The following is a 16,839-nucleotide window of genomic DNA, read 5'->3' as shown; positions in this document are numbered from 1 at the left end:
AACTTTAATCTAGAAGTTGCCTCTAACTTTAGTGATGCCGATCTCGACAGCAACCTGACCTATAGTGCGACTCTGGCTGACGACACGGCGTTACCCACTTGGTTAAAGTTCGACCCCACTACGGGAACTTTTAGCGGTACTCCTACCAATGGTGATGTTGGTAGTATCGCCGTTAAAGTTGTTGCCAGTGACGGCGGCGCAATCAACGCTAGCGATGAGTTTAACCTCGAAGTTACCAATACCAATGATACTCCTTATGTTGTCGATCCCATAGAGAGTCAAATCTTAGAGTTAGATCAAGCATTGAATCTGCCAGTCAGCGATGCTTTTGTCGATCCCGATGGCGATCTTCTTTCTTGCACAGCGACACTAGCCGACGGCTCTGCTTTACCTAGTTGGCTGAGATTGGAGCAAGTTCTCAATAGCTATTTCTTCGTCGGTACTCCTAGTCTCGAAGATCTTAACGAACCTCTTGATGTCAAAGTTACAGCTAATGACGGTAATCTAACGATCGCTACTAACTTCACGATTGCCAGAGCTAGCCTTTTTGGCAATAATAGTGGTGAAGCTACTAAGGGGTCTTCTGGAGATGATATTGTTAAAGGCTTGGAAAACAAAGATATTATCTTTGGACGAGGAGGAAACGATTTAATCAACGGTAATGGTGATAAAGATCGCCTTCATGGTAACGATGGCAGTGACGAGCTTAGTGGAGGTGATGAAGCTGATTATCTATCTGGTGGTACAGAAGGCGATCTTCTCTCTGGAGGTAATGGTAATGACTTTTTAGTAGGACTAGAAGGAAATGATACGCTTCTAGGAGGAGCAGGTATAGATGTACTGTTTGGTGGTGAAGGTAACGATTATCTCGATGGTGGTGCGGGAAGCGATCGCCATACGGGATTTTCAGGAACAGATATTTTTGTTTTAAATTCGGGCGACACTGGCAACAGCATTCTTGACTTTGAAGATGGTATCGATTTGATTGGGATTAACCTTCTTAGCTTTGGTGCTACGTCAGTACAAGACGTATATGACTCAATTTCTCTAAATGAAGTAAATGGCAATACACAAATTTTCTCTGGCAGTGATTTGTTAACTACAGTTTACAGAATTAGTCCCGCTCAATTAACTTCTGCTGATTATAGGGAAGCTTAATAGAACCAGATAACTTGAATTGAAAAAAATCGCAGCTATCCTCTCAACTTTTTCTCAAGTTTCAATCAATTAGCAAACAAAAATAATGAACAGCACAAAAATCAAAAAAGTAATAATTTTCACGGGTCTAACAGTAGCCTACACGATAATTTTTCAGCATAGCGTTCGTGCGTTTCAGTTTACTTTTGACGAAGCTAGTAGCGATGTAGCCAACGGAACTTATGTCTATGACATTAACCTTGAAGATGGTGAATCATTAAGCAGCACAGATCCAGCTAACGATCTCAATGTATACAATTTAGCGGAAGTAACAAATGTTTTCACCGATTCGGCAGGTCCATATACCTTATCGGAAGATGGTGGTTTTGACGAGATTTCTGCTAGTCTTACAGTAACAAATGAAGATTATTCTACAACAGACAACATAGTTACCATTGAATCGACTATTACTACCCCTGGACCAATTGATTATCTGGGCAATTCAGAAGGTGGTGCGACTCCGAGCTATACAGGTTCGACTTTAGGTCCTTCCGTTCAAGCGGTTCCTTTTGAATTTTCACCTAGTCAAGGTTTATTCTTAGTTGCGGGATTTTGGGGATTATTTTACTATCGAAAACATCGCAAAAAAAGAATTGCTAACCAAGAGCTTGTCAGTGAAAATAACTAAATCTTTGCGGCAATCTCCTCTATACCAAATCAACTTTTCAAAGTTACACTTAATTGTAATTGGTAAAACAAAAACCAGAGCTATAGACTGCTCTGGTTTTTGTTTTTTTAGCTTGAGACTTAAGCTTGTGCCGTTTCCTCACTAGCTTCAGTTTCTTCAGCAGATTCTACAGGAGTATCCAACTCTTCCTCTCCAAGTACAGTTTCTTCCGTTTCGGGTTCGGGTTCGGTAATAACAGTAGGAGTGACCACAGAAAGTACAGTACGCTTAGGATCTTCAATTACCGTAGCTCCTTCTGGAAGAGTCAGTTCGCCTACGTGTAAGGTTGTACCAACTTCAAAACTAGAAATATCTACCTCAATTGATTCGGGAATACTATCTGCTCTACAGCTGATGTTCAATTCAGTAATAACCTGTTCTACAACTCCACCTTCTTGTGCGCCTATAGCTTCACCAACCAAATGAACGGGTACGACAATTTCTACAGTTTGTTTGGCAGAAACGGTAAAGAAGCTGAGATGATAGAGAGTTTTTTTCCAGGGATGAACCTGTACTTCTCTAATCAAAGCTTTACCAGACCAAGAAATATCGGGAACTTTCAAATCTACCAAAGTATTGTTAATTGCTGCATCTTTTAATAAAGTTTCAGCTTTTTTAGCTGGTATGGTCAAAGATACAGATTCACCACCTTTATGTCCGTATAAAGAGGCAGGAATCAAACCTTCGCGCCGTAAAGCATTTGCCTTAGTGCCTTCTGGTCTGCTTTGACATTCAACTGTAATATTCATAGTTTGTAATGGTAATTAGATGGTTTAAAAATTAAAACTAAACGTTACTAATATAGTGACTAAAAGGCAAAGCTAATGTCACTTAAAAAATTGCGTTTTCGAGCGCGCTAAATAAATACTGCAAGAGAGTAAAAATTTTAAAACATATCAACGGGAATACCGTTGGCATCAAGCAGAGCGCGTTTGGGTCCGTGAATTGGATCTTCAACAATAATAGTTTGGTCGCGACTGGCACCGACAGAAACTATGGCAATTGGAACTTTCATAATTTCTGCCAGAAATTGCAGATAACGCAAAGCTTCTTTAGGCAAATCATCTAAAGAGCGGCACTCAGTAGTAGATTGCCGCCATCCAGGCAGGATTTTGTATACTGGCTCGCAGTTGGCAAAAGCACTGGCATTAGTAGGAAAATGATTGCAAATAACGCCATCAATCTTATATGCTACACAAACTTTAATTTCTTCTAATTCGTCTAGAACATCTAACTTGGTAATCGCCAGACAATCTAAACCATTGATGCGAACTGCATAACGACCGATAACAGCATCAAACCAACCGCAACGCCGACGACGACCTGTAGTAGTACCAAATTCCGCACCGCGATCGCACAATAAATTGCCGATGTTACCGTTTAATTCGGTTGGGAAAGGTCCTTCACCGACGCGAGTAGTATAAGCCTTAGCAACGCCAATAACGCGGTCTATAGTGGTAGGTCCTACTCCCGCACCTACACAAGCTCCTCCTGCAATTGGATTAGAAGAGGTAACGTAAGGATAAGTACCGTGATCTAAATCGAGTAAAGTTCCCTGCGCTCCTTCAAAAAGAATGTTTTTTTTCTCTTGTACTGCCTGGTAAATTTTGAGAGAACTATCGACTACGTGAGAACGCAAACGCTCTGCATAGACTAAGTATTCTTTTATAATGCGCTCTGAATCCAGTGGGGGCAGATTATATAATTTCTCTAAAATTGCATTTTTATAATCAATCGTCCATTTTAACTGCTTGTGTAAATGTTTCGGATTCATTAAATCTAAAATCCGAATTCCAGTTCTTTCTGATTTATCGGCATAGGTAGGACCAATTCCCCTACCAGTAGTTCCAATTTTATATTCACCCCGACTCTCTTCCGAAGCGCGATCGATCTGGCGATGATAGGGCATCGTTACGTGAGCAGTCTGAGAGATGTATAAATTATCTACCGATACGCCCAAAGCCTTAAGCTGGTCTATTTCCTCAATCAACACTTGAGGATCGATTACTGTTCCAGAACCAATAATACATTCTGTATTCGGGTACAAAATACCCGAGGGAATCAAATGTAACTTAAAAGTTTGTCCCCGAACCACAACTGTATGTCCGGCATTAACTCCTCCTTGGGAGCGTACTACTACGTCTGCCGAGCGGCTTAGTAGATCGGTTATTTTTCCTTTTCCTTCGTCACCCCATTGGGCACCGATAACGATAACGTTAGCCAAGGGTTTATTTATAAGCTAAAGTTTACACAAACTATTACTATATTTTTTTATTAGTCAAAGTGTCAAGCAATTTTAAAATATTTTTTAGGCGATCGACAACTAAAGAACCGCACTTTAATAGTCAATAACTAAAGTGCGGTAGATTTACTGAGATTGCCGATCGCTTTATTACGAGCGAACTGCTAGCAATTTTTAATAAAGTCCTGGATTAACGCGCTCTGAACCTTGATTCATCGAGGGAGCAGGTTGGGTAACGATAAATTTATCCAGGTTTGCCTGCAACCGCTCTTTTTGGCGATCGCTCAAGCCAGGAATATCCAGTACATCTTCTACGTTGTTATAGGGAGCGTGTTCTAGAATTTTGCTAGCTAGATTGGGATAAAAACCTCGTAGCTCGCGAAATTCTCTAATATTGCTATTATTTAAATCTAGTTTGCCTCTTTCTAGTTCGAGTCGTTTTGCATCAGCAGCATTGACACGTTCGGCTACTAGCGAGGGAGTGCGCCAATTTAACAAATTTAATTCACTCGCTTGAGCTTGGTTAATTCCCGTCAATCCCCACGAACTAACAATTAGTAGTAAGCCAGCAATGATACCGATTAGTTTCTTCATTAACTAAATTCCTCCTGTTCTCAATATATTTTACTTATAGAGTTAGTATTCTATCTCTACAGCCTTAACGTTCTTGTTATTCGTTATTGTCTTTGGATGGTTGTCAAGTCCTTAAAGACAAACTTAATCTTATTTAAAGATCGCTTTAATAATTATCATAATTGGTTCGCTCCACTTTTTGAACCACAATTTACTTCCAAAACCAGATATCTGACGAAAAAATTATTCGAGCCTTGCCCAATTTATATTTGTGTTAATCTCGTGTAGTTCAACGACCGCCAGTTTTACTATAGTAAATTGAGAGTTCAAATTAGACGGTAGTATTAGACTGGCAGTTGAATTTATAAAAAGAGAGATTATCATTAAGTGCAGGAGCATTATAAAGTGTGTCTACTTTGAAACCTATAGTTTTTGATTTTCTCTTTTTTGGTAAAAGGGAAAAAGAATTATTTTGAAAACTCCAGTTTTCACTTCACGGACGCGGTTTATTTTTCTTGTGGAGCAAGATTTTAGGAAATTAATTTATTTGAAGATAGAGCCTTTGCAATCAGATGTCTAAAATCGTTATGAACAGTCGTCACAAACAAAGATCGGTACCACAGAAATCACTTGTTAGAGAACTAATTATTTTGTTTGCCTTCCTCGCCATATTTTGGATAGTTGAAATTATTGATGTTTTGGTGTTTCAGGGAAGTTTGGATCGATACGGTATTCAACCCCATAGTTTGACTGGACTACGTGGGATTGTTTTTGCTCCTTTTTTACATGGTGGGTTTGGTCATCTCATCGCTAATTCCATACCATTTTTAGTTTTGGGCTGGTTGACGATGATTCAAGAAACCAGCGACTTTTTTATCGTCACGTTATTGTCGGCAATAGTAGGCGGTATGGGAGTTTGGTTGTTTGCACCTACTGGTTCGGTTCACGTTGGTGCGAGTATTTTAATTTATGGCTACTTGGGCTTTCTTTTGTTCAGGGGATATTTTCAGAAAAACATTCCCTCAATTATTCTGTCGATCGTGGTCTTTTTTGTTTACGGTGGTTATGTCTGGGGTGTTTTACCCTCGCAAATGGGCATTTCCTGGCAGGGACACTTATTCGGCTTTATCGGTGGAATAATTGCCGCTAGTGCGATCGCTAAAGAAAAGAAATACTATAAATAAATCTTTGTGGCGATCGCCTTGAAACACTGCATTTAGCGATCGCCAATCGCAAAACTAATATATGTAATTTTTGTAATTAACTTAGCCGAAGAACAGTATTTACTCGTCATAAGTATCGATAAAAAGATCGATACCTAGTTTAATAAAAGCAGCAAAGAAAAAGGATATAAATAAAGTTATTCCAATTTCTTGGAGTTGCTGTATACTTTCCAAATTGTTAATACGTTCGGCAGAAAATGAATTACAAGCGAATGTTATTAATAGCCCTATTAATGGAAAAATGAATAGAAAAATATTAGAAATAAGTAAGCCACTATACTGAGAAACTCTATTGTTAGAATATTTAATATGAGTTATATCGCCTAAAAATGTATAGAAACTTGCACTAACTATCTCAGCTTGAGCATTATACTTAACTACTACAAATTTGTACTTTCTGAGGCGATCGCGGACAAATTTAATAGGATAGTTTTTTTTATAAAGATAGTTTAGCGGACTGAGTCGCGTTTTTGTAACGCAACCAAGTTATTGCACAAAAAATTCGACCGAGTACTATTACTCCTATTACTTCTACAATAGCCGTCAAAGCGATCGCACCATTACTAAAAGAAATATTAATTTCTGACATATTTTAAACGCTTCTTTCAAAGCCTAAGATCATCCACCACTTATTTTGGCTTTGTAACCCAATTTTGTCAGAGTTTCTAATAACTTTTGTTTGTGGTCACCTTGAATTTCTAAGGTATCGTCTTTTATCGTACCACCACAGCCGCACTGGCTTTTTAGCTTTTTGAGTAATTTGCTCAAAGTTTTCGTGTTATGCTGAAATCCCGTCATTACCGTAACGGTTTTGCCCTTACGACCCGATCGCGTTGCCTGAATTCTAATATCTTGTTTTTCTGGCGGTAAATCGGGAACTGCTCTTTCCATAGCCGAGGAATTATCGGGAGTTCCAAATTCCTGATAAACAATACGATTTTTTCCAGAATTGGGTTTAGCAGCCATTATTTCTTATAAAATACTCTTTTTATACATTAGCAAGCATTGAGAAATGCTATTAAGGGAGTAAAAAATTTATTTATGGTTTTTCAACCGCCGATGACCATGATGGACTTCTTTCGCAAAAGTGCGGGTAAATGGTTTACCGAAAGAAGCGTGCATCACTTTGACGTAGTTGCCGACGAGTCGGGGCAATCTAACCTGATAGTTACTGTAATAGAACCCGACGACCCCAGAGTTAAAGAAGCCTGCGAACTACATGGTTTAGATTTGAGTCTGGCGAAGGGAGGAAGTAGCTTTAGTTGGCAGTCTAACATGGACGATCGCGAACCCAACCCCGATTATGCTGCGGTATTAATTGATGTTCCCGATGACGAAACAGGACTGACGGGTAAATTGATTCGCGACAAAGGTTATGTAGAAGGTTTGCCTGTAATTAGCCGCTACTGGTTTGGCAAAGATGGCGTATTAACAATCGATACCGATTACGATAAGAACCAGGGACAAGAACGCTGTTGGTTTATTACCGATGATTTTCGCGTGCGCGTTGGCACTGTCCAAATGCTTAATGGTATTAGCTTAGTAAGCTATTGTTCCGAACGTCGCTGTGTATCTAGTGAAGTTTTAAAGCAAATGGTGCAAAAACATAAAGAGCGTTTAAACTAAGCTTGCCTTTGCCAAGGACGATAGCGTTGGGCATAATAGTCTAAAATTTGCTCGATTTGCTGTTTGTGGCGATCGCTTAAAGATTGCGGATGTTCGATCCATAAAGCTTCAATTTGACTTTTACTATAATCAAATTCGTTTTCACTACTTAGAGGACGAATAATCAATTCAGTTTGTACGGTTGTCACCTGTCGCAAATGAGCCGCAACTTCTCGATATACTGCTAGAGGTAGTTCGGGATTTACCAATCGATATTTAATTTTGTTTTTCGCGATCGATGATTGCATCCTGTTGACTCCATTGCACTAGCAATTATTAGTATCTGTATAATCTGCCAAGATTCCTATTTTAGCGACCAAAATCATTGCATAATATAAAGATATACTAAGAAGTTAGCTATAGGGGATCGTCAAAAAAAATGCCAAAATTTAATTCCTGCTATGGCGATCGCCATGTTACACCCAAAATTGTAAGCTTAAAAAATTAGTCTAATATGAAAACTGTTTCAGATAGTAAAAGAGCTTTTTATAACCATCACACTCGACCGATTAACTCAGTTTATCGCCGAGTAATAGAAGAATTGTTAGTAGAAATGCACCTGCTTTCAGTCAACGCTGATTTTAACTCCGATCCTATTTATTATCTAGGAGTTGTCACTTCTTTCGAGCGTTTAATGCAGGGATATCAACCAGAAAAAGACAAACAGTCTATATTTAATGCTCTTTGTAAATCTACTGATGGCGATCCCGAAGTATATAAAGAGCAGGCAGGTAGTTTGTTATCTTTAGCTCAAGGTAAAACTTTAGAAGAATTAATCGAATGGTTGGGTAATCCTCAAAGCCAAGAAGGCGGAGAAAACATTGTCGAACCAATTCAAGCAATTGCTAAAAACCAAAATTTTAAATACAGCCGTCCTTTTGGAATTGGACTGTATACTTTGCTAGAAGAAGCAGATTTAGAGTTAATCAAAGACGATAAAAAACGCAACGAAACTTTAGATACACTAGCAGAGAAGCTTAATTTACCCGCAGAAAAACTCAAAAAAGATTTAGAGCTATACCGCAGCAATCTTGAAAAAATGGAGCAGCTGCTCAAAGTAATTGAAGATGTTTTGCAAGCAGGACGCAAACAAAGAGAAAGAAGAGAACAAGAAAAGCAAACAAAAGAAACAGCTACTGAATAATTATTTTTCTAGGTGAGCCAGTCTCACCTTATCAATGAGCAATTATCAATTTCGGGCGGTCAGCAAACGAGCTTCGCGTTTCGCCGTTGCGATCGCAACGGCGGCGGACACAGCCCTTAAAGAGGGCAAGTTGCGCTTGACGCGCTTGGCAGCTTTGCTGCCGTGTCCGCGAGGAAACCTCCGAATTACGCTCTCACAATGAACAGTAAGTAGTTAAGTGTAACTGTTTAGTTTAGCTGTTGAATAAAGAATTTTTCATTGTAGTTCTGCTCTTTGTTTATTGATGTTCCGATACCTGTTGTTCTACTGCCGATAATCGTCCGTCAATATTTCTCACGTCTTCTTTTAGTTCGATTAATAATGTAGCTAGGCGTTCGTAAAAAGGATCGCTCGGTCCAACTGCTTCTCCATTAACTATCGGAGGATTACCCGATCTATTACTAGAATAAGGTTTAGAGTTACTAGATCTGGGAAGATTACTACTCGGCGACTGGCTCAAACGACCGACCTGACTTTCTAATCGATTGATTCTAGTACGCAAACTGCTAATTTCTGAGTTTAAACTTGTATTACTTTGCGCTAAGGCTTGAGGTCGAGAGAGCAAATAAACCCCTATGTATACGCTTATAGCTAACAACAAACTAATAACAGCACGGAAGCGCGATCGCTTTTGAAAAAAATTCATAAACTTGTTCGAGTCTCAAAGCAGATAATTTATTACGCTTGCTCTAGCTCTAGTTTATTTTTTTGACTGTAAATTACTCTTCCATAGAAAGATAGAATTCGACGAAAGAAAAAAAATCGGGATACTTGCGCGATCGCCACATATCCCGATTTTTTAAGAATGTCTCAGCAGTTGTTTTTTTCTAGCTTTAAAACTTTTTTAAAGCGTCAGAGATTGAGCGTCAGTTTCAATTAGCTTGGCTAAATCTTGCAAGAAAGCAGCAGCCTGTGCGCCATAAATAATGCGATGATCGCAGGTGATATTAACTTTCATCTGTCTTTGTACGCCAAACATTCCTGCTTCATTGGCTACAAGTTGGGGACGAGAGCCGCCAATAGCTAAAATCGAGCCTTGTCCTGGAGGTAAAATAGCATCAAAGTTATCTACACCAAACATCCCCAAGTTAGATAAGGTGAAAGTTCCACTATTGTATTCTTCTGGCTGTAACTGTTTGGCTCTAGCGCGGTTTACCAAATCTTTCCAGGTGCGAGACAGAGAATAAATATCTACCTCATCTGCACAACGCAATACGGGAGTAATTAAGCCGCCATCGGGCATAGCTACCGCAACGGCGATATTAATTTCCGAACTGTAACGAATGGCATTATCGCCATAGCCAGCATTAACTATAGAATGCTTTTGTAGAGTCATGGCAACTGCCTTAGCCAGCAACGCCGTCATGGTTACACCTTTGGGTTTGATTTTTTTATACAATTCGTCAAGAGCATCGGTAACGATCGTATAGGTGACATGGAAAATCGGTACTTGCAGACTAGCAGTCATGTTTTGCACTACTGCTTTTTGTAGAGTATTTAGCGGTACAGTTTCTCCTGGTGCGACTCGTTGGGGAACAGGAGCGGGCTGTGGCGCAGTGGTAGGTGCTGGAGTGGGTGTGACTTGACTTTGTTTTTGAGGTACTGCAAAGCTAGTAGCCTCTGGTTGGGGTTGAGAAGTAGTTTTACCTGCGGCTTGTTCGATGTCGTCAGCGACGATGCGTCCGTAAGGACCACTACCTTTTAAACTTTTCAAATCTACCTTAAGCTCTTTGGCAAGTTTTCTCGCTCTAGGAGAGGCAACGAGTCTGCCACTACTACTACCATTACTGCTACTGCTCGCAGGAGTTGGAGCAGGGGTGCTGGCTGCTGCGGCAGCAGGTGGAGTTTCTGGTTGTGGGGTTGATTTGGAGGTGCTGGTTGTACCAGAAGATTTAGCCTGTTGTTGGGCGGTTTCAATTTCGGCTTCGGTTTCGGCAATTAAAGCGATCGCGTCACCAACGGGTGCTTCATTTCCTGCTTCTACTAAAATTGCTGCCAAATAACCTTCATTAAAAGATTCGACATCCATGTCGGCTTTGTCCGACTCGACCACTACCACCGTCTCTCCTTTTTCGACCTTATCCCCAGGAGATTTTACCCATTCGACAATTTTACCTTCGGTCATTGTAGAGCTAAGAGCGGGCATAAAAATATCGTGAATCATGGTAGCAGTCTATTTCCTGAATAATTATCTAATTAACGATCTTAGTTACTGGTTCGATGTGTCTCATATACCGACAATTTTTCCAGTTATCTTAAAAGATCTCGATATATAATGATACCCAATCGTGGCAGTTAGCGTTGTGCTAACTGTGGAGTTTTTCCCGTTAGTCCCGTCATAAATTTCAGGGCAAAAACTTTTAACGGTTTGACATTGTTCATCAACCACAAACCACTGCGACGAATTATTACTATAGGCAACCAGTTGTTAGAAAACATGCGGTCTAATAGATCGGTAAAGCCAAGAACGGCTAGATTTTCTAACTTACGCCAGTTTTGATAGCGTTTTAGTACCTGGCGATCGCCTATATCTCTACCTTGTTGGCTGGCTACCGTAAGAATTTCCGCCAGGGTAGCTGCATCTCTAATGCCCAAATTTAAACCCTGTCCGCCAACGGGATGACAGCAATGCGCCGCATCGCCGACTAAAGCTAGTCGCCGTTCGATATAGCGATCGCACTGCATCAACTGTACGGGAAACAAAAAGCGATCGCTTGTTAGCTGTAAGTTACCCAAAACACCACCCGTATGTCGTTGTAGTTCGGCTAAAAATTGTGTTGCTTCTAGCTGCTGTAAAGCCTTGGCTCTGCCGTGGGGATTAGTCCAGACAATCTGACAGTGATTTTCTGGTAGGGGTAAAATTCCCATTGGTCCTGTAGCGTGAAATTTTTCAAAAGCGATGTCATTCTGTGGTGCAGTATGTTTGACCGTAAACGCCACACAAGACTGCCAATATTTCCAACCGTGAGTTTTAATCTTGGCTAAAGCGCGAAGACGCGATCGCGCACCGTCAGCACCGATAACTAAGTTGGTTTTGATAAACTGCGATTTTCCGTCTATTTTGACTTCTACGGTAGCAGCAGAGTTATTAATTTCTACATCAATAACTTCAGCAGGACATAGCCAGCTAACGTTAGGACAATCTGTGTTGAGATAATTTTGTAGAGCCGTTAAGACGATATTATGCTGCGCGACGTATCCCAAATGCTCTGTATCTAGGTCCTGAGTATTAAATTTCACTGCTGAAATGCGATCGCCGTCTGAAAGATCGATTTGAGAAAATTTACCTATATAGGGAAAAATTTCATCCCATACGCCAATTTTTTGATAAATACGGCTAGAAAGCAGCGAAAAAGCATAAGCCTGTTGTTTGGCTGCAGCTGAGGCTAGAGTTTTGGCTTCAATAATAATTATTTTTAGTCCAGAATCTTTTAAAGCTGAAGCCAAAGTTGCTCCAACAATTCCACCACCGACAATAACTAAATCGGATTCTAAGAAGTTGTGGTTCTGAGGGCGGCTTTGTATTTGTTCGAGAAGCATTAGCAATAATATTTTAAGAAAATGATATATATATTTACATTTTTACATTTTCTTTTATCGTGACGCACCGATCTTTTATAGTTCTTTTTCCTCTTGATAGCGATACGTATTGACATTGTGACACTTATTACTTTCAAGCAATTAACAATGAGCAATTGTTCAATGTAATATTACTGTCCGAATTCCGAACGAGCCTGTTCGACAATTGCCGAGGTTACTTCTTCTAACTCCGCATTACGAGCCAATTCTTCTATACGTTGGCGTGCTTGAGAACGAACGAAGAAAGGAATTTTTTTGAGTTTGTCCCGTGCTTCTGGTGTCCAATACAGATCGTCCATTAGATCGAAGTTATTCATAATGGTGCTTAATTCCAAAGTAAATATCTTTAATCTTAAACTTTAAGATCGTTTAGAGTTGTCGCACTTAGGCAAAATTAACTATCAGAAATCGCTATAACTAAAAAACAAAATGATGCCAAATTAATCTAATTTTCCATCAACCAAACCATTAAAACCGTAAACCTCTCGATTACCAGCGTAAGCCACCAACTCTACTTCTTTTTCGTCTCCTGGTTCAAAACGCACCGCAGTACCAGCAGGAATATTGAGACGCATTCCTTTAGTAGCTTCGCGATCGAATTGTAAAGCCGAATTGACTTCATAAAAGTGAAAATGCGAACCTACCTGAATTGGGCGATCGCCTGTACTTGCTACTCGAATTTTTTTAGTTTCTTTCCCTGCATTGAGTTCGATTTCTCCTTCTGGAGTAAAGATTTCACCTGGAATCATAAGTTACCGTGAGTTGAATATTTTAAAGTTTGTGATGCTGCCTTTTGTAGCTATAAGCTTTAATAATTTCAAACAAAAAACTGATAATTGTTCATTGTTCACTGAATGGGATTGTGTACCGTCACTAATTTAGTACCATCGGGAAAAGTTGCTTCTACCTGAACTTCGGCAATCATTTCTGGGATACCTTTCATTACATCATCGGCAGAAAGTAAAGTTTTACCAAAGCTCATCAATTCGCTTACAGTTTTACCTTCTCTAGCACCTTCTAAAATCGCTGCCGAAATATAGGCAGTCGCTTCGGGGTAGTTTAGTTTTAGTCCCTTATCTTTGCGCCTTTCTGCTAGTAAGGCAACGGTAAAAATAGTCAGCTTATCTTGTTCTTGAGGTGAGAGTTTCATCAGCTTATTGAATTGGCGATCGCAAAATACTATTGTGTAAAAGTATAAAGCAGCATCGCCACAAACTTAAACCGCATCCATTTTGATAACGATAGTTTTTAAGGTGGAGAATCAACTCTTGCCTCTTGCCCAACCCCAAACTCCACCTATATAAACGAACAAGATCTAATTAGATTCTGTTTCTAATTGTTGCCGCGCTTTTTCCCATCTTTCTTCTGCTGTTGACATTACCTGTTCTAATTTTTCGGTTATTTCTCCTGGATACTCTTCTAGAACCCTGGTAGAAAAAGACATCCGATTTTTGTATTCGTCAATTTGTTTGATGACTACTTTGATTTCCTGCCCGACTTTGAAAAGGGTAGTTAGAGCTTCGATATGGGTATTACTTACTTCGCGGATGTGCAGCAAACCCGTTACGCCGCCGATATCGACAAATACACCATAAGGTTTGATGTTGACAATTTTTCCCGTTATTAATTCTCCTTCACCAATTTTAGTCATGGCCACGGCGCGCATGGCATCTCGTTGTGAGAGGACTAACTTTCTCTGTTCGGGATTGACCTCTAAAAAAGTAGCGGTTAGTAGTTGTCCTACAAGAGATTCAAGATTATCTCGTTGTTGCAGGTGCGATCGCGGAATAAAGCCTCTGAGTCCTTCTACTTCTCCCATAATTCCGCCTTTATTAACTCCTGTGACCCTCATTTGTGCAGATTTACCGCTATCGGCAATTTCGGCTACCCTCTCCCAGGCTTTGTCAATCTCCATTTGACGGACAGAAAGAGTAACTTGTCCATCGGAGTTTTGTTCTCTAATGATGACAAATTCTCGTTCTTCATTGAGAGGTAAAACCTCGGCTAAATTGTCTACTGTTTCTAAAGCAGCTTCTCTAGCGGGAACAAAAGCAGGAGATTTACCGCCAATATCTACATAAGCACCTTCAGGAGCGATTTGAATTACTGTTCCTCTTATTTTTTGCCCCTTAGCAAAATCATAATCGTATTGTTCGAGGGCGTTAGCAAAATCTTCCATAGAGAAAGATTGAGAGGATTTGGCAGAAGTAGAATCGGAATTCATGTTAGTTAGGTTATTCAATGTTGGCTTATTTCAAAAATTCTTTGAGTTGAGAATTCTTAAATTCGGCTAAATAAGTCTAACACTTTTCCCCAAGCATCTTCTGCTGCTTCTGGATTATAACTATCGCGGCGATCGCACATAAAGCCGTGAGTTGCGCCTTTATAGCGAAATATTTTATGGTCAATATTTTGGGCTTGTAATTCGGCTTCGATTTGCTCGGTTTGTTCGTTGGGAATTAAAGGATCTTCCGTGCCAAAAAAAGTATAAATAGTTCCTGTAATATTTTTAGTTCGACTTATAGTAGGTTGTTCTTCTCCAGGACACCAGGTAGCGATTTGTGCGCCGTAAAAAGAAGCAGTAACTCTCACATCGGGTAAAGTTGCGGCTAGATAAACCACATGACCACCATAGCAAAAACCGATCGTACCGACTCTGCCAGATTTTATATTGGGCAAGGTGTAAAGATAATCTATGGTGGCTTGAATATCGCTTAGTAACTCTGTAGCTTTAGTTTGGTTTTTATACTTTCTGCCAATTTCCATATCTTTGTCAGTGTAACCCGTTTCAAAGCCTGGCGCTTGTCGCTGATAAATTGCTGGCGCGATCGCAATATATCCTTCTTTGGCAATTCTTTCGGTAATATCGCGAATATGGTCGTTTACGCCAAAAATTTCTTGAATCACCACAATACCAGGATAAGTTCCTTCTGCTTCTGGCTTTGCTAAATAGGCATCGATAGCCACATCTGCATTATTAATTTTGACGGATTCAGTAGAAATTGCGGTAGTCATTAATTTAATCTTATATTTCCTCTTGCTGTCTAAATTTTAGAGCGATTGTAGTCCCGAACTCAGCTAAGATCCCTTTTTTTATTGTTAATTAAGAATTTAAATTCAATCTGGTATCCAACCGCACTGCAAACAAAATAAGTTTGGAGTAGCGTTTATAACCATGCTGGTGTCAAAGCGTTGGCACTAAAGAAGCGATCGCGCTTTGGTAATAACTCGATACGAAATTACTTCAACCCAATCTTGGAGATGCGCTCTAAGTGGACTTATGAATGCTTTAAACTTAACCGTCGAACAAAATAGTTCTCAAAACCAACCTGCCCTAGAAGACTATAGCCGACTCCAAGATTTTCTCGATATACTGCAACTATTAATTCGCGAACCATCTGTTGTTGGTAGTGAAGACTCTTTTTTTCGGGTACTTCGTCGAGAATTAGAAGAACTCAACATAAATGTTAGTTACTATCATGGGGTTCTGGTCGCTCAGGGTGACAAACCTCACGATTTAATTCTCTCTGCACATATCGATCGCCACGGTTTATTGTGTACGGGTGCTAATGAATTTCAATATGCAGCCTTTGTTGCCAGCAATCGTGCCGATTTGAGTGGTGACTCGGTTTCCGAACAGATGATGCGTACCATCGAAAATCGCTTTCAAGGACAACCAGTACAGGCGCATCTACCCTATACGGGAACCTATTTAGGTCAAGGATACATCAAACATACTTATATTTGCCCTGCCAGAAACAATTTAATTTTTGAGTTAGACGGTTTGGATTTCTTGCAGCCTGGTACGCCAGTCTCATTTCTCGATCGCCTGAAGATAGAAAACGGCTGTATTTCTGCTCAATTAGACAATGTAGTCAGTGCGGCGATAATAATTTATTTATTTAAAACTGGTTTTCCAGGTACGGCATTATTTACAGCACAAGAAGAAGCAGGCAAAAGCTGGCGGTATGCTCTATCTTGGTTTCAACGTCAGCAATTAAACACACAACGTCTATTAGTTCTAGATACCAGTCCCTATCCCACTCGCGAAGCGGCAGAAATCCAGCAAGTGGTGCTGCGTCGTCAAGATGCTAATGGAGCTTTTGCGGACGAACTGACATCGGAAATACAGCAAAAGTGCGAAAATTTGGGCATTACCTATACTTTTAAAGATGCCTATATCGAGGCTCAAAACAAAGAACGCAGCAAGCCCCTTTCTCTCGGTCGTACTGAGTTAGGTAGACTGGTAAGCGCGTCCGAAGGACAGATTAACGGGACTACCTTACAAATCCCTACTACTGGTTATCACACTCCCAATGAAACTGCTTCCCTCTCTTCAATTGCTGGAGTAATTGAGTTATTAGAAACGTATATTGACTGATATCTTATTGAAGTTTTCTTATTCGTTTGCTCGATAAGATTTTTAACTGTTAATCAACTCATAGAGATAGGCAAAACTAGATCGGGATTAATAATTAGCGACTCTGAGTTTGATAGCAAGCGGAGTAAA

At 40.0% G+C, this 16,839-nt stretch carries 20 protein-coding genes; 6 read left to right on the top strand and 14 right to left on the bottom strand.

Annotated features, from left to right (window positions below):
• Both KV40_RS32165 and KV40_RS14185 read left to right on the top strand, forming a co-directional pair.
• Positions 1–1,158 (top strand): putative Ig domain-containing protein (locus KV40_RS32165; protein WP_172657283.1); only part of this gene is annotated, 1,158 nt, incomplete at its 5' end.
• A gap of 85 nt (positions 1,159–1,243) precedes the next feature.
• On the top strand, positions 1,244–1,825 hold the full coding sequence (locus KV40_RS14185) for a hypothetical protein (RefSeq protein WP_036482575.1): 582 nt from the start codon (positions 1,244–1,246) through the stop codon (positions 1,823–1,825).
• Positions 1,826–1,944: 119 nt separating this feature from the next.
• On the opposite strand, the gene KV40_RS14180 is transcribed toward KV40_RS14185, so the two are convergent.
• The 3 genes from KV40_RS14180 to psbU all read right to left on the bottom strand — a co-directional run bounded on the left by KV40_RS14180 (position 1,945) and on the right by psbU (position 4,700).
• Complete coding sequence (locus KV40_RS14180; protein ID WP_036482572.1) at positions 1,945–2,613, bottom strand: 50S ribosomal protein L25/general stress protein Ctc; 669 nt, start codon at positions 2,611–2,613, stop codon at positions 1,945–1,947.
• Positions 2,614–2,750: 137 nt separating this feature from the next.
• Positions 2,751–4,088 carry an adenylosuccinate synthase gene (locus KV40_RS14175; protein ID WP_036482568.1) on the bottom strand — a complete coding sequence of 446 codons (1,338 nt, stop codon included), beginning with the start codon at positions 4,086–4,088 and terminating at the stop codon, positions 2,751–2,753.
• A gap of 192 nt (positions 4,089–4,280) precedes the next feature.
• On the bottom strand, positions 4,281–4,700 hold the full coding sequence (gene psbU / locus KV40_RS14170; protein ID WP_036482565.1) for a photosystem II complex extrinsic protein PsbU: 420 nt from the start codon (positions 4,698–4,700) through the stop codon (positions 4,281–4,283).
• Positions 4,701–5,266: 566 nt separating this feature from the next.
• Between psbU and KV40_RS14165 the strand changes: the two genes are divergently transcribed.
• A complete protein-coding gene (locus tag KV40_RS14165; RefSeq protein WP_036482676.1) occupies positions 5,267–5,863 on the top strand; it encodes a rhomboid family intramembrane serine protease in 597 nt (198 codons plus the stop codon).
• Positions 5,864–6,338: 475 nt separating this feature from the next.
• Here KV40_RS14165 and KV40_RS34910 read toward each other — a convergent pair whose 3' ends face one another.
• Positions 6,339–6,491: a hypothetical protein gene (locus KV40_RS34910; protein WP_156114038.1), complete on the bottom strand. Its 153-nt coding sequence runs from the start codon at positions 6,489–6,491 to the stop codon at positions 6,339–6,341.
• Positions 6,492–6,520: 29 nt separating this feature from the next.
• Positions 6,521–6,868, bottom strand: a complete 348-nt coding sequence (locus KV40_RS14160; RefSeq protein WP_036482562.1) for a translation initiation factor — start codon at positions 6,866–6,868, stop codon at positions 6,521–6,523.
• Positions 6,869–6,943: 75 nt separating this feature from the next.
• On the opposite strand from KV40_RS14160, the gene KV40_RS14155 reads away from it, so the two are divergent.
• Positions 6,944–7,528: a phycobiliprotein lyase gene (locus tag KV40_RS14155; RefSeq protein WP_036482559.1), complete on the top strand. Its 585-nt coding sequence runs from the start codon at positions 6,944–6,946 to the stop codon at positions 7,526–7,528.
• On the opposite strand, the gene KV40_RS14150 is transcribed toward KV40_RS14155, so the two are convergent.
• Positions 7,525–7,815 carry a hypothetical protein gene (locus tag KV40_RS14150; RefSeq protein WP_036482556.1) on the bottom strand — a complete coding sequence of 97 codons (291 nt, stop codon included), beginning with the start codon at positions 7,813–7,815 and terminating at the stop codon, positions 7,525–7,527. The two genes, KV40_RS14155 and KV40_RS14150, sit on opposite strands and share 4 nt — an antisense overlap.
• Before the next feature lie 206 nt (positions 7,816–8,021).
• Between KV40_RS14150 and psb29 the strand changes: the two genes are divergently transcribed.
• Positions 8,022–8,711, top strand: a complete 690-nt coding sequence (gene psb29, locus KV40_RS14145) for a photosystem II biogenesis protein Psp29 (protein ID WP_036482552.1) — start codon at positions 8,022–8,024, stop codon at positions 8,709–8,711.
• A gap of 277 nt (positions 8,712–8,988) precedes the next feature.
• On the opposite strand, the gene KV40_RS14140 is transcribed toward psb29, so the two are convergent.
• The 8 genes from KV40_RS14140 to KV40_RS14105 form a co-directional block, all read right to left on the bottom strand.
• Positions 8,989–9,396: a hypothetical protein gene (locus KV40_RS14140; RefSeq protein ID WP_072013827.1), complete on the bottom strand. Its 408-nt coding sequence runs from the start codon at positions 9,394–9,396 to the stop codon at positions 8,989–8,991.
• Positions 9,397–9,594: 198 nt separating this feature from the next.
• Entirely contained in the window at positions 9,595–10,914 is a 1,320-nt protein-coding gene (locus KV40_RS14135) for a dihydrolipoamide acetyltransferase family protein (protein WP_036482549.1), read from the bottom strand.
• Between the two features lie 131 nt (positions 10,915–11,045).
• A complete protein-coding gene (locus KV40_RS14130; protein WP_036482545.1) occupies positions 11,046–12,290 on the bottom strand; it encodes an FAD-dependent hydroxylase in 1,245 nt (414 codons plus the stop codon).
• A gap of 170 nt (positions 12,291–12,460) precedes the next feature.
• On the bottom strand, positions 12,461–12,646 hold the full coding sequence (locus tag KV40_RS14125; protein WP_036482543.1) for a PCP reductase family protein: 186 nt from the start codon (positions 12,644–12,646) through the stop codon (positions 12,461–12,463).
• Between the two features lie 123 nt (positions 12,647–12,769).
• Positions 12,770–13,078, bottom strand: coding sequence for an urease subunit beta (gene ureB / locus KV40_RS14120; protein WP_036482540.1), 309 nt, complete (start codon positions 13,076–13,078; stop codon positions 12,770–12,772).
• A 98-nt stretch (positions 13,079–13,176) separates the two neighbouring features.
• A complete protein-coding gene (ureA, locus tag KV40_RS14115; RefSeq protein WP_036482538.1) occupies positions 13,177–13,479 on the bottom strand; it encodes an urease subunit gamma in 303 nt (100 codons plus the stop codon).
• 165 nt (positions 13,480–13,644) lie between these two features.
• Positions 13,645–14,553 (bottom strand): S1 RNA-binding domain-containing protein, encoded by a 909-nt coding sequence (locus KV40_RS14110; protein ID WP_036482536.1) that lies wholly within the window; start codon positions 14,551–14,553, stop codon positions 13,645–13,647.
• 56 nt (positions 14,554–14,609) lie between these two features.
• Positions 14,610–15,344 carry a dienelactone hydrolase family protein gene (locus KV40_RS14105; RefSeq protein WP_036482535.1) on the bottom strand — a complete coding sequence of 245 codons (735 nt, stop codon included), beginning with the start codon at positions 15,342–15,344 and terminating at the stop codon, positions 14,610–14,612.
• 265 nt (positions 15,345–15,609) lie between these two features.
• Here KV40_RS14105 and KV40_RS14100 point away from each other — a divergent pair, with 265 nt between their 5' ends.
• The gene (locus tag KV40_RS14100) at positions 15,610–16,710 is read left to right on the top strand and encodes a peptidase M42 (RefSeq protein WP_036482534.1); all 1,101 of its coding nucleotides are present in this window, start codon (positions 15,610–15,612) and stop codon (positions 16,708–16,710) included.
• Positions 16,711–16,839: the final 129 nt, after the last annotated feature.

Source organism: Myxosarcina sp. GI1 (genome assembly GCF_000756305.1).
GTDB lineage: Bacteria > Cyanobacteriota > Cyanobacteriia > Cyanobacteriales > Xenococcaceae > Myxosarcina.
Note: the sequence above shows the minus strand (reverse complement) of the source record. Positions and strands in the feature narration are given on the sequence as shown.

Excerpts from the sequence above, each read along its gene's own strand:
- KV40_RS14150 (WP_036482556.1), bottom strand. The coding sequence starts at position 7,815 with ATGCAATCATCGATCGCGAAAAACAAAATTAAATATCGATTGGTAAAT.
- KV40_RS14105 (WP_036482535.1), bottom strand. The coding sequence starts at position 15,344 with ATGACTACCGCAATTTCTACTGAATCCGTCAAAATTAATAATGCAGAT.
- KV40_RS14165 (WP_036482676.1), top strand. The coding sequence starts at position 5,267 with ATGAACAGTCGTCACAAACAAAGATCGGTACCACAGAAATCACTTGTT.
- KV40_RS14135 (WP_036482549.1), bottom strand. The coding sequence starts at position 10,914 with ATGATTCACGATATTTTTATGCCCGCTCTTAGCTCTACAATGACCGAA.
- KV40_RS14100 (WP_036482534.1), top strand. The coding sequence starts at position 15,610 with ATGAATGCTTTAAACTTAACCGTCGAACAAAATAGTTCTCAAAACCAA.
- KV40_RS14155 (WP_036482559.1), top strand. The coding sequence starts at position 6,944 with ATGGTTTTTCAACCGCCGATGACCATGATGGACTTCTTTCGCAAAAGT.
- KV40_RS14185 (WP_036482575.1), top strand. The coding sequence starts at position 1,244 with ATGAACAGCACAAAAATCAAAAAAGTAATAATTTTCACGGGTCTAACA.
- psb29 (WP_036482552.1), top strand. The coding sequence starts at position 8,022 with ATGAAAACTGTTTCAGATAGTAAAAGAGCTTTTTATAACCATCACACT.
- KV40_RS14180 (WP_036482572.1), bottom strand. The coding sequence starts at position 2,613 with ATGAATATTACAGTTGAATGTCAAAGCAGACCAGAAGGCACTAAGGCA.
- KV40_RS14130 (WP_036482545.1), bottom strand. The coding sequence starts at position 12,290 with ATGCTTCTCGAACAAATACAAAGCCGCCCTCAGAACCACAACTTCTTA.
- ureB (WP_036482540.1), bottom strand. The coding sequence starts at position 13,078 with ATGATTCCAGGTGAAATCTTTACTCCAGAAGGAGAAATCGAACTCAAT.
- KV40_RS14125 (WP_036482543.1), bottom strand. The coding sequence starts at position 12,646 with ATGAATAACTTCGATCTAATGGACGATCTGTATTGGACACCAGAAGCA.
- KV40_RS14160 (WP_036482562.1), bottom strand. The coding sequence starts at position 6,868 with ATGGCTGCTAAACCCAATTCTGGAAAAAATCGTATTGTTTATCAGGAA.
- KV40_RS14110 (WP_036482536.1), bottom strand. The coding sequence starts at position 14,553 with ATGAATTCCGATTCTACTTCTGCCAAATCCTCTCAATCTTTCTCTATG.
- ureA (WP_036482538.1), bottom strand. The coding sequence starts at position 13,479 with ATGAAACTCTCACCTCAAGAACAAGATAAGCTGACTATTTTTACCGTT.
- psbU (WP_036482565.1), bottom strand. The coding sequence starts at position 4,700 with ATGAAGAAACTAATCGGTATCATTGCTGGCTTACTACTAATTGTTAGT.
- KV40_RS14140 (WP_072013827.1), bottom strand. The coding sequence starts at position 9,396 with ATGAATTTTTTTCAAAAGCGATCGCGCTTCCGTGCTGTTATTAGTTTG.
- KV40_RS34910 (WP_156114038.1), bottom strand. The coding sequence starts at position 6,491 with ATGTCAGAAATTAATATTTCTTTTAGTAATGGTGCGATCGCTTTGACG.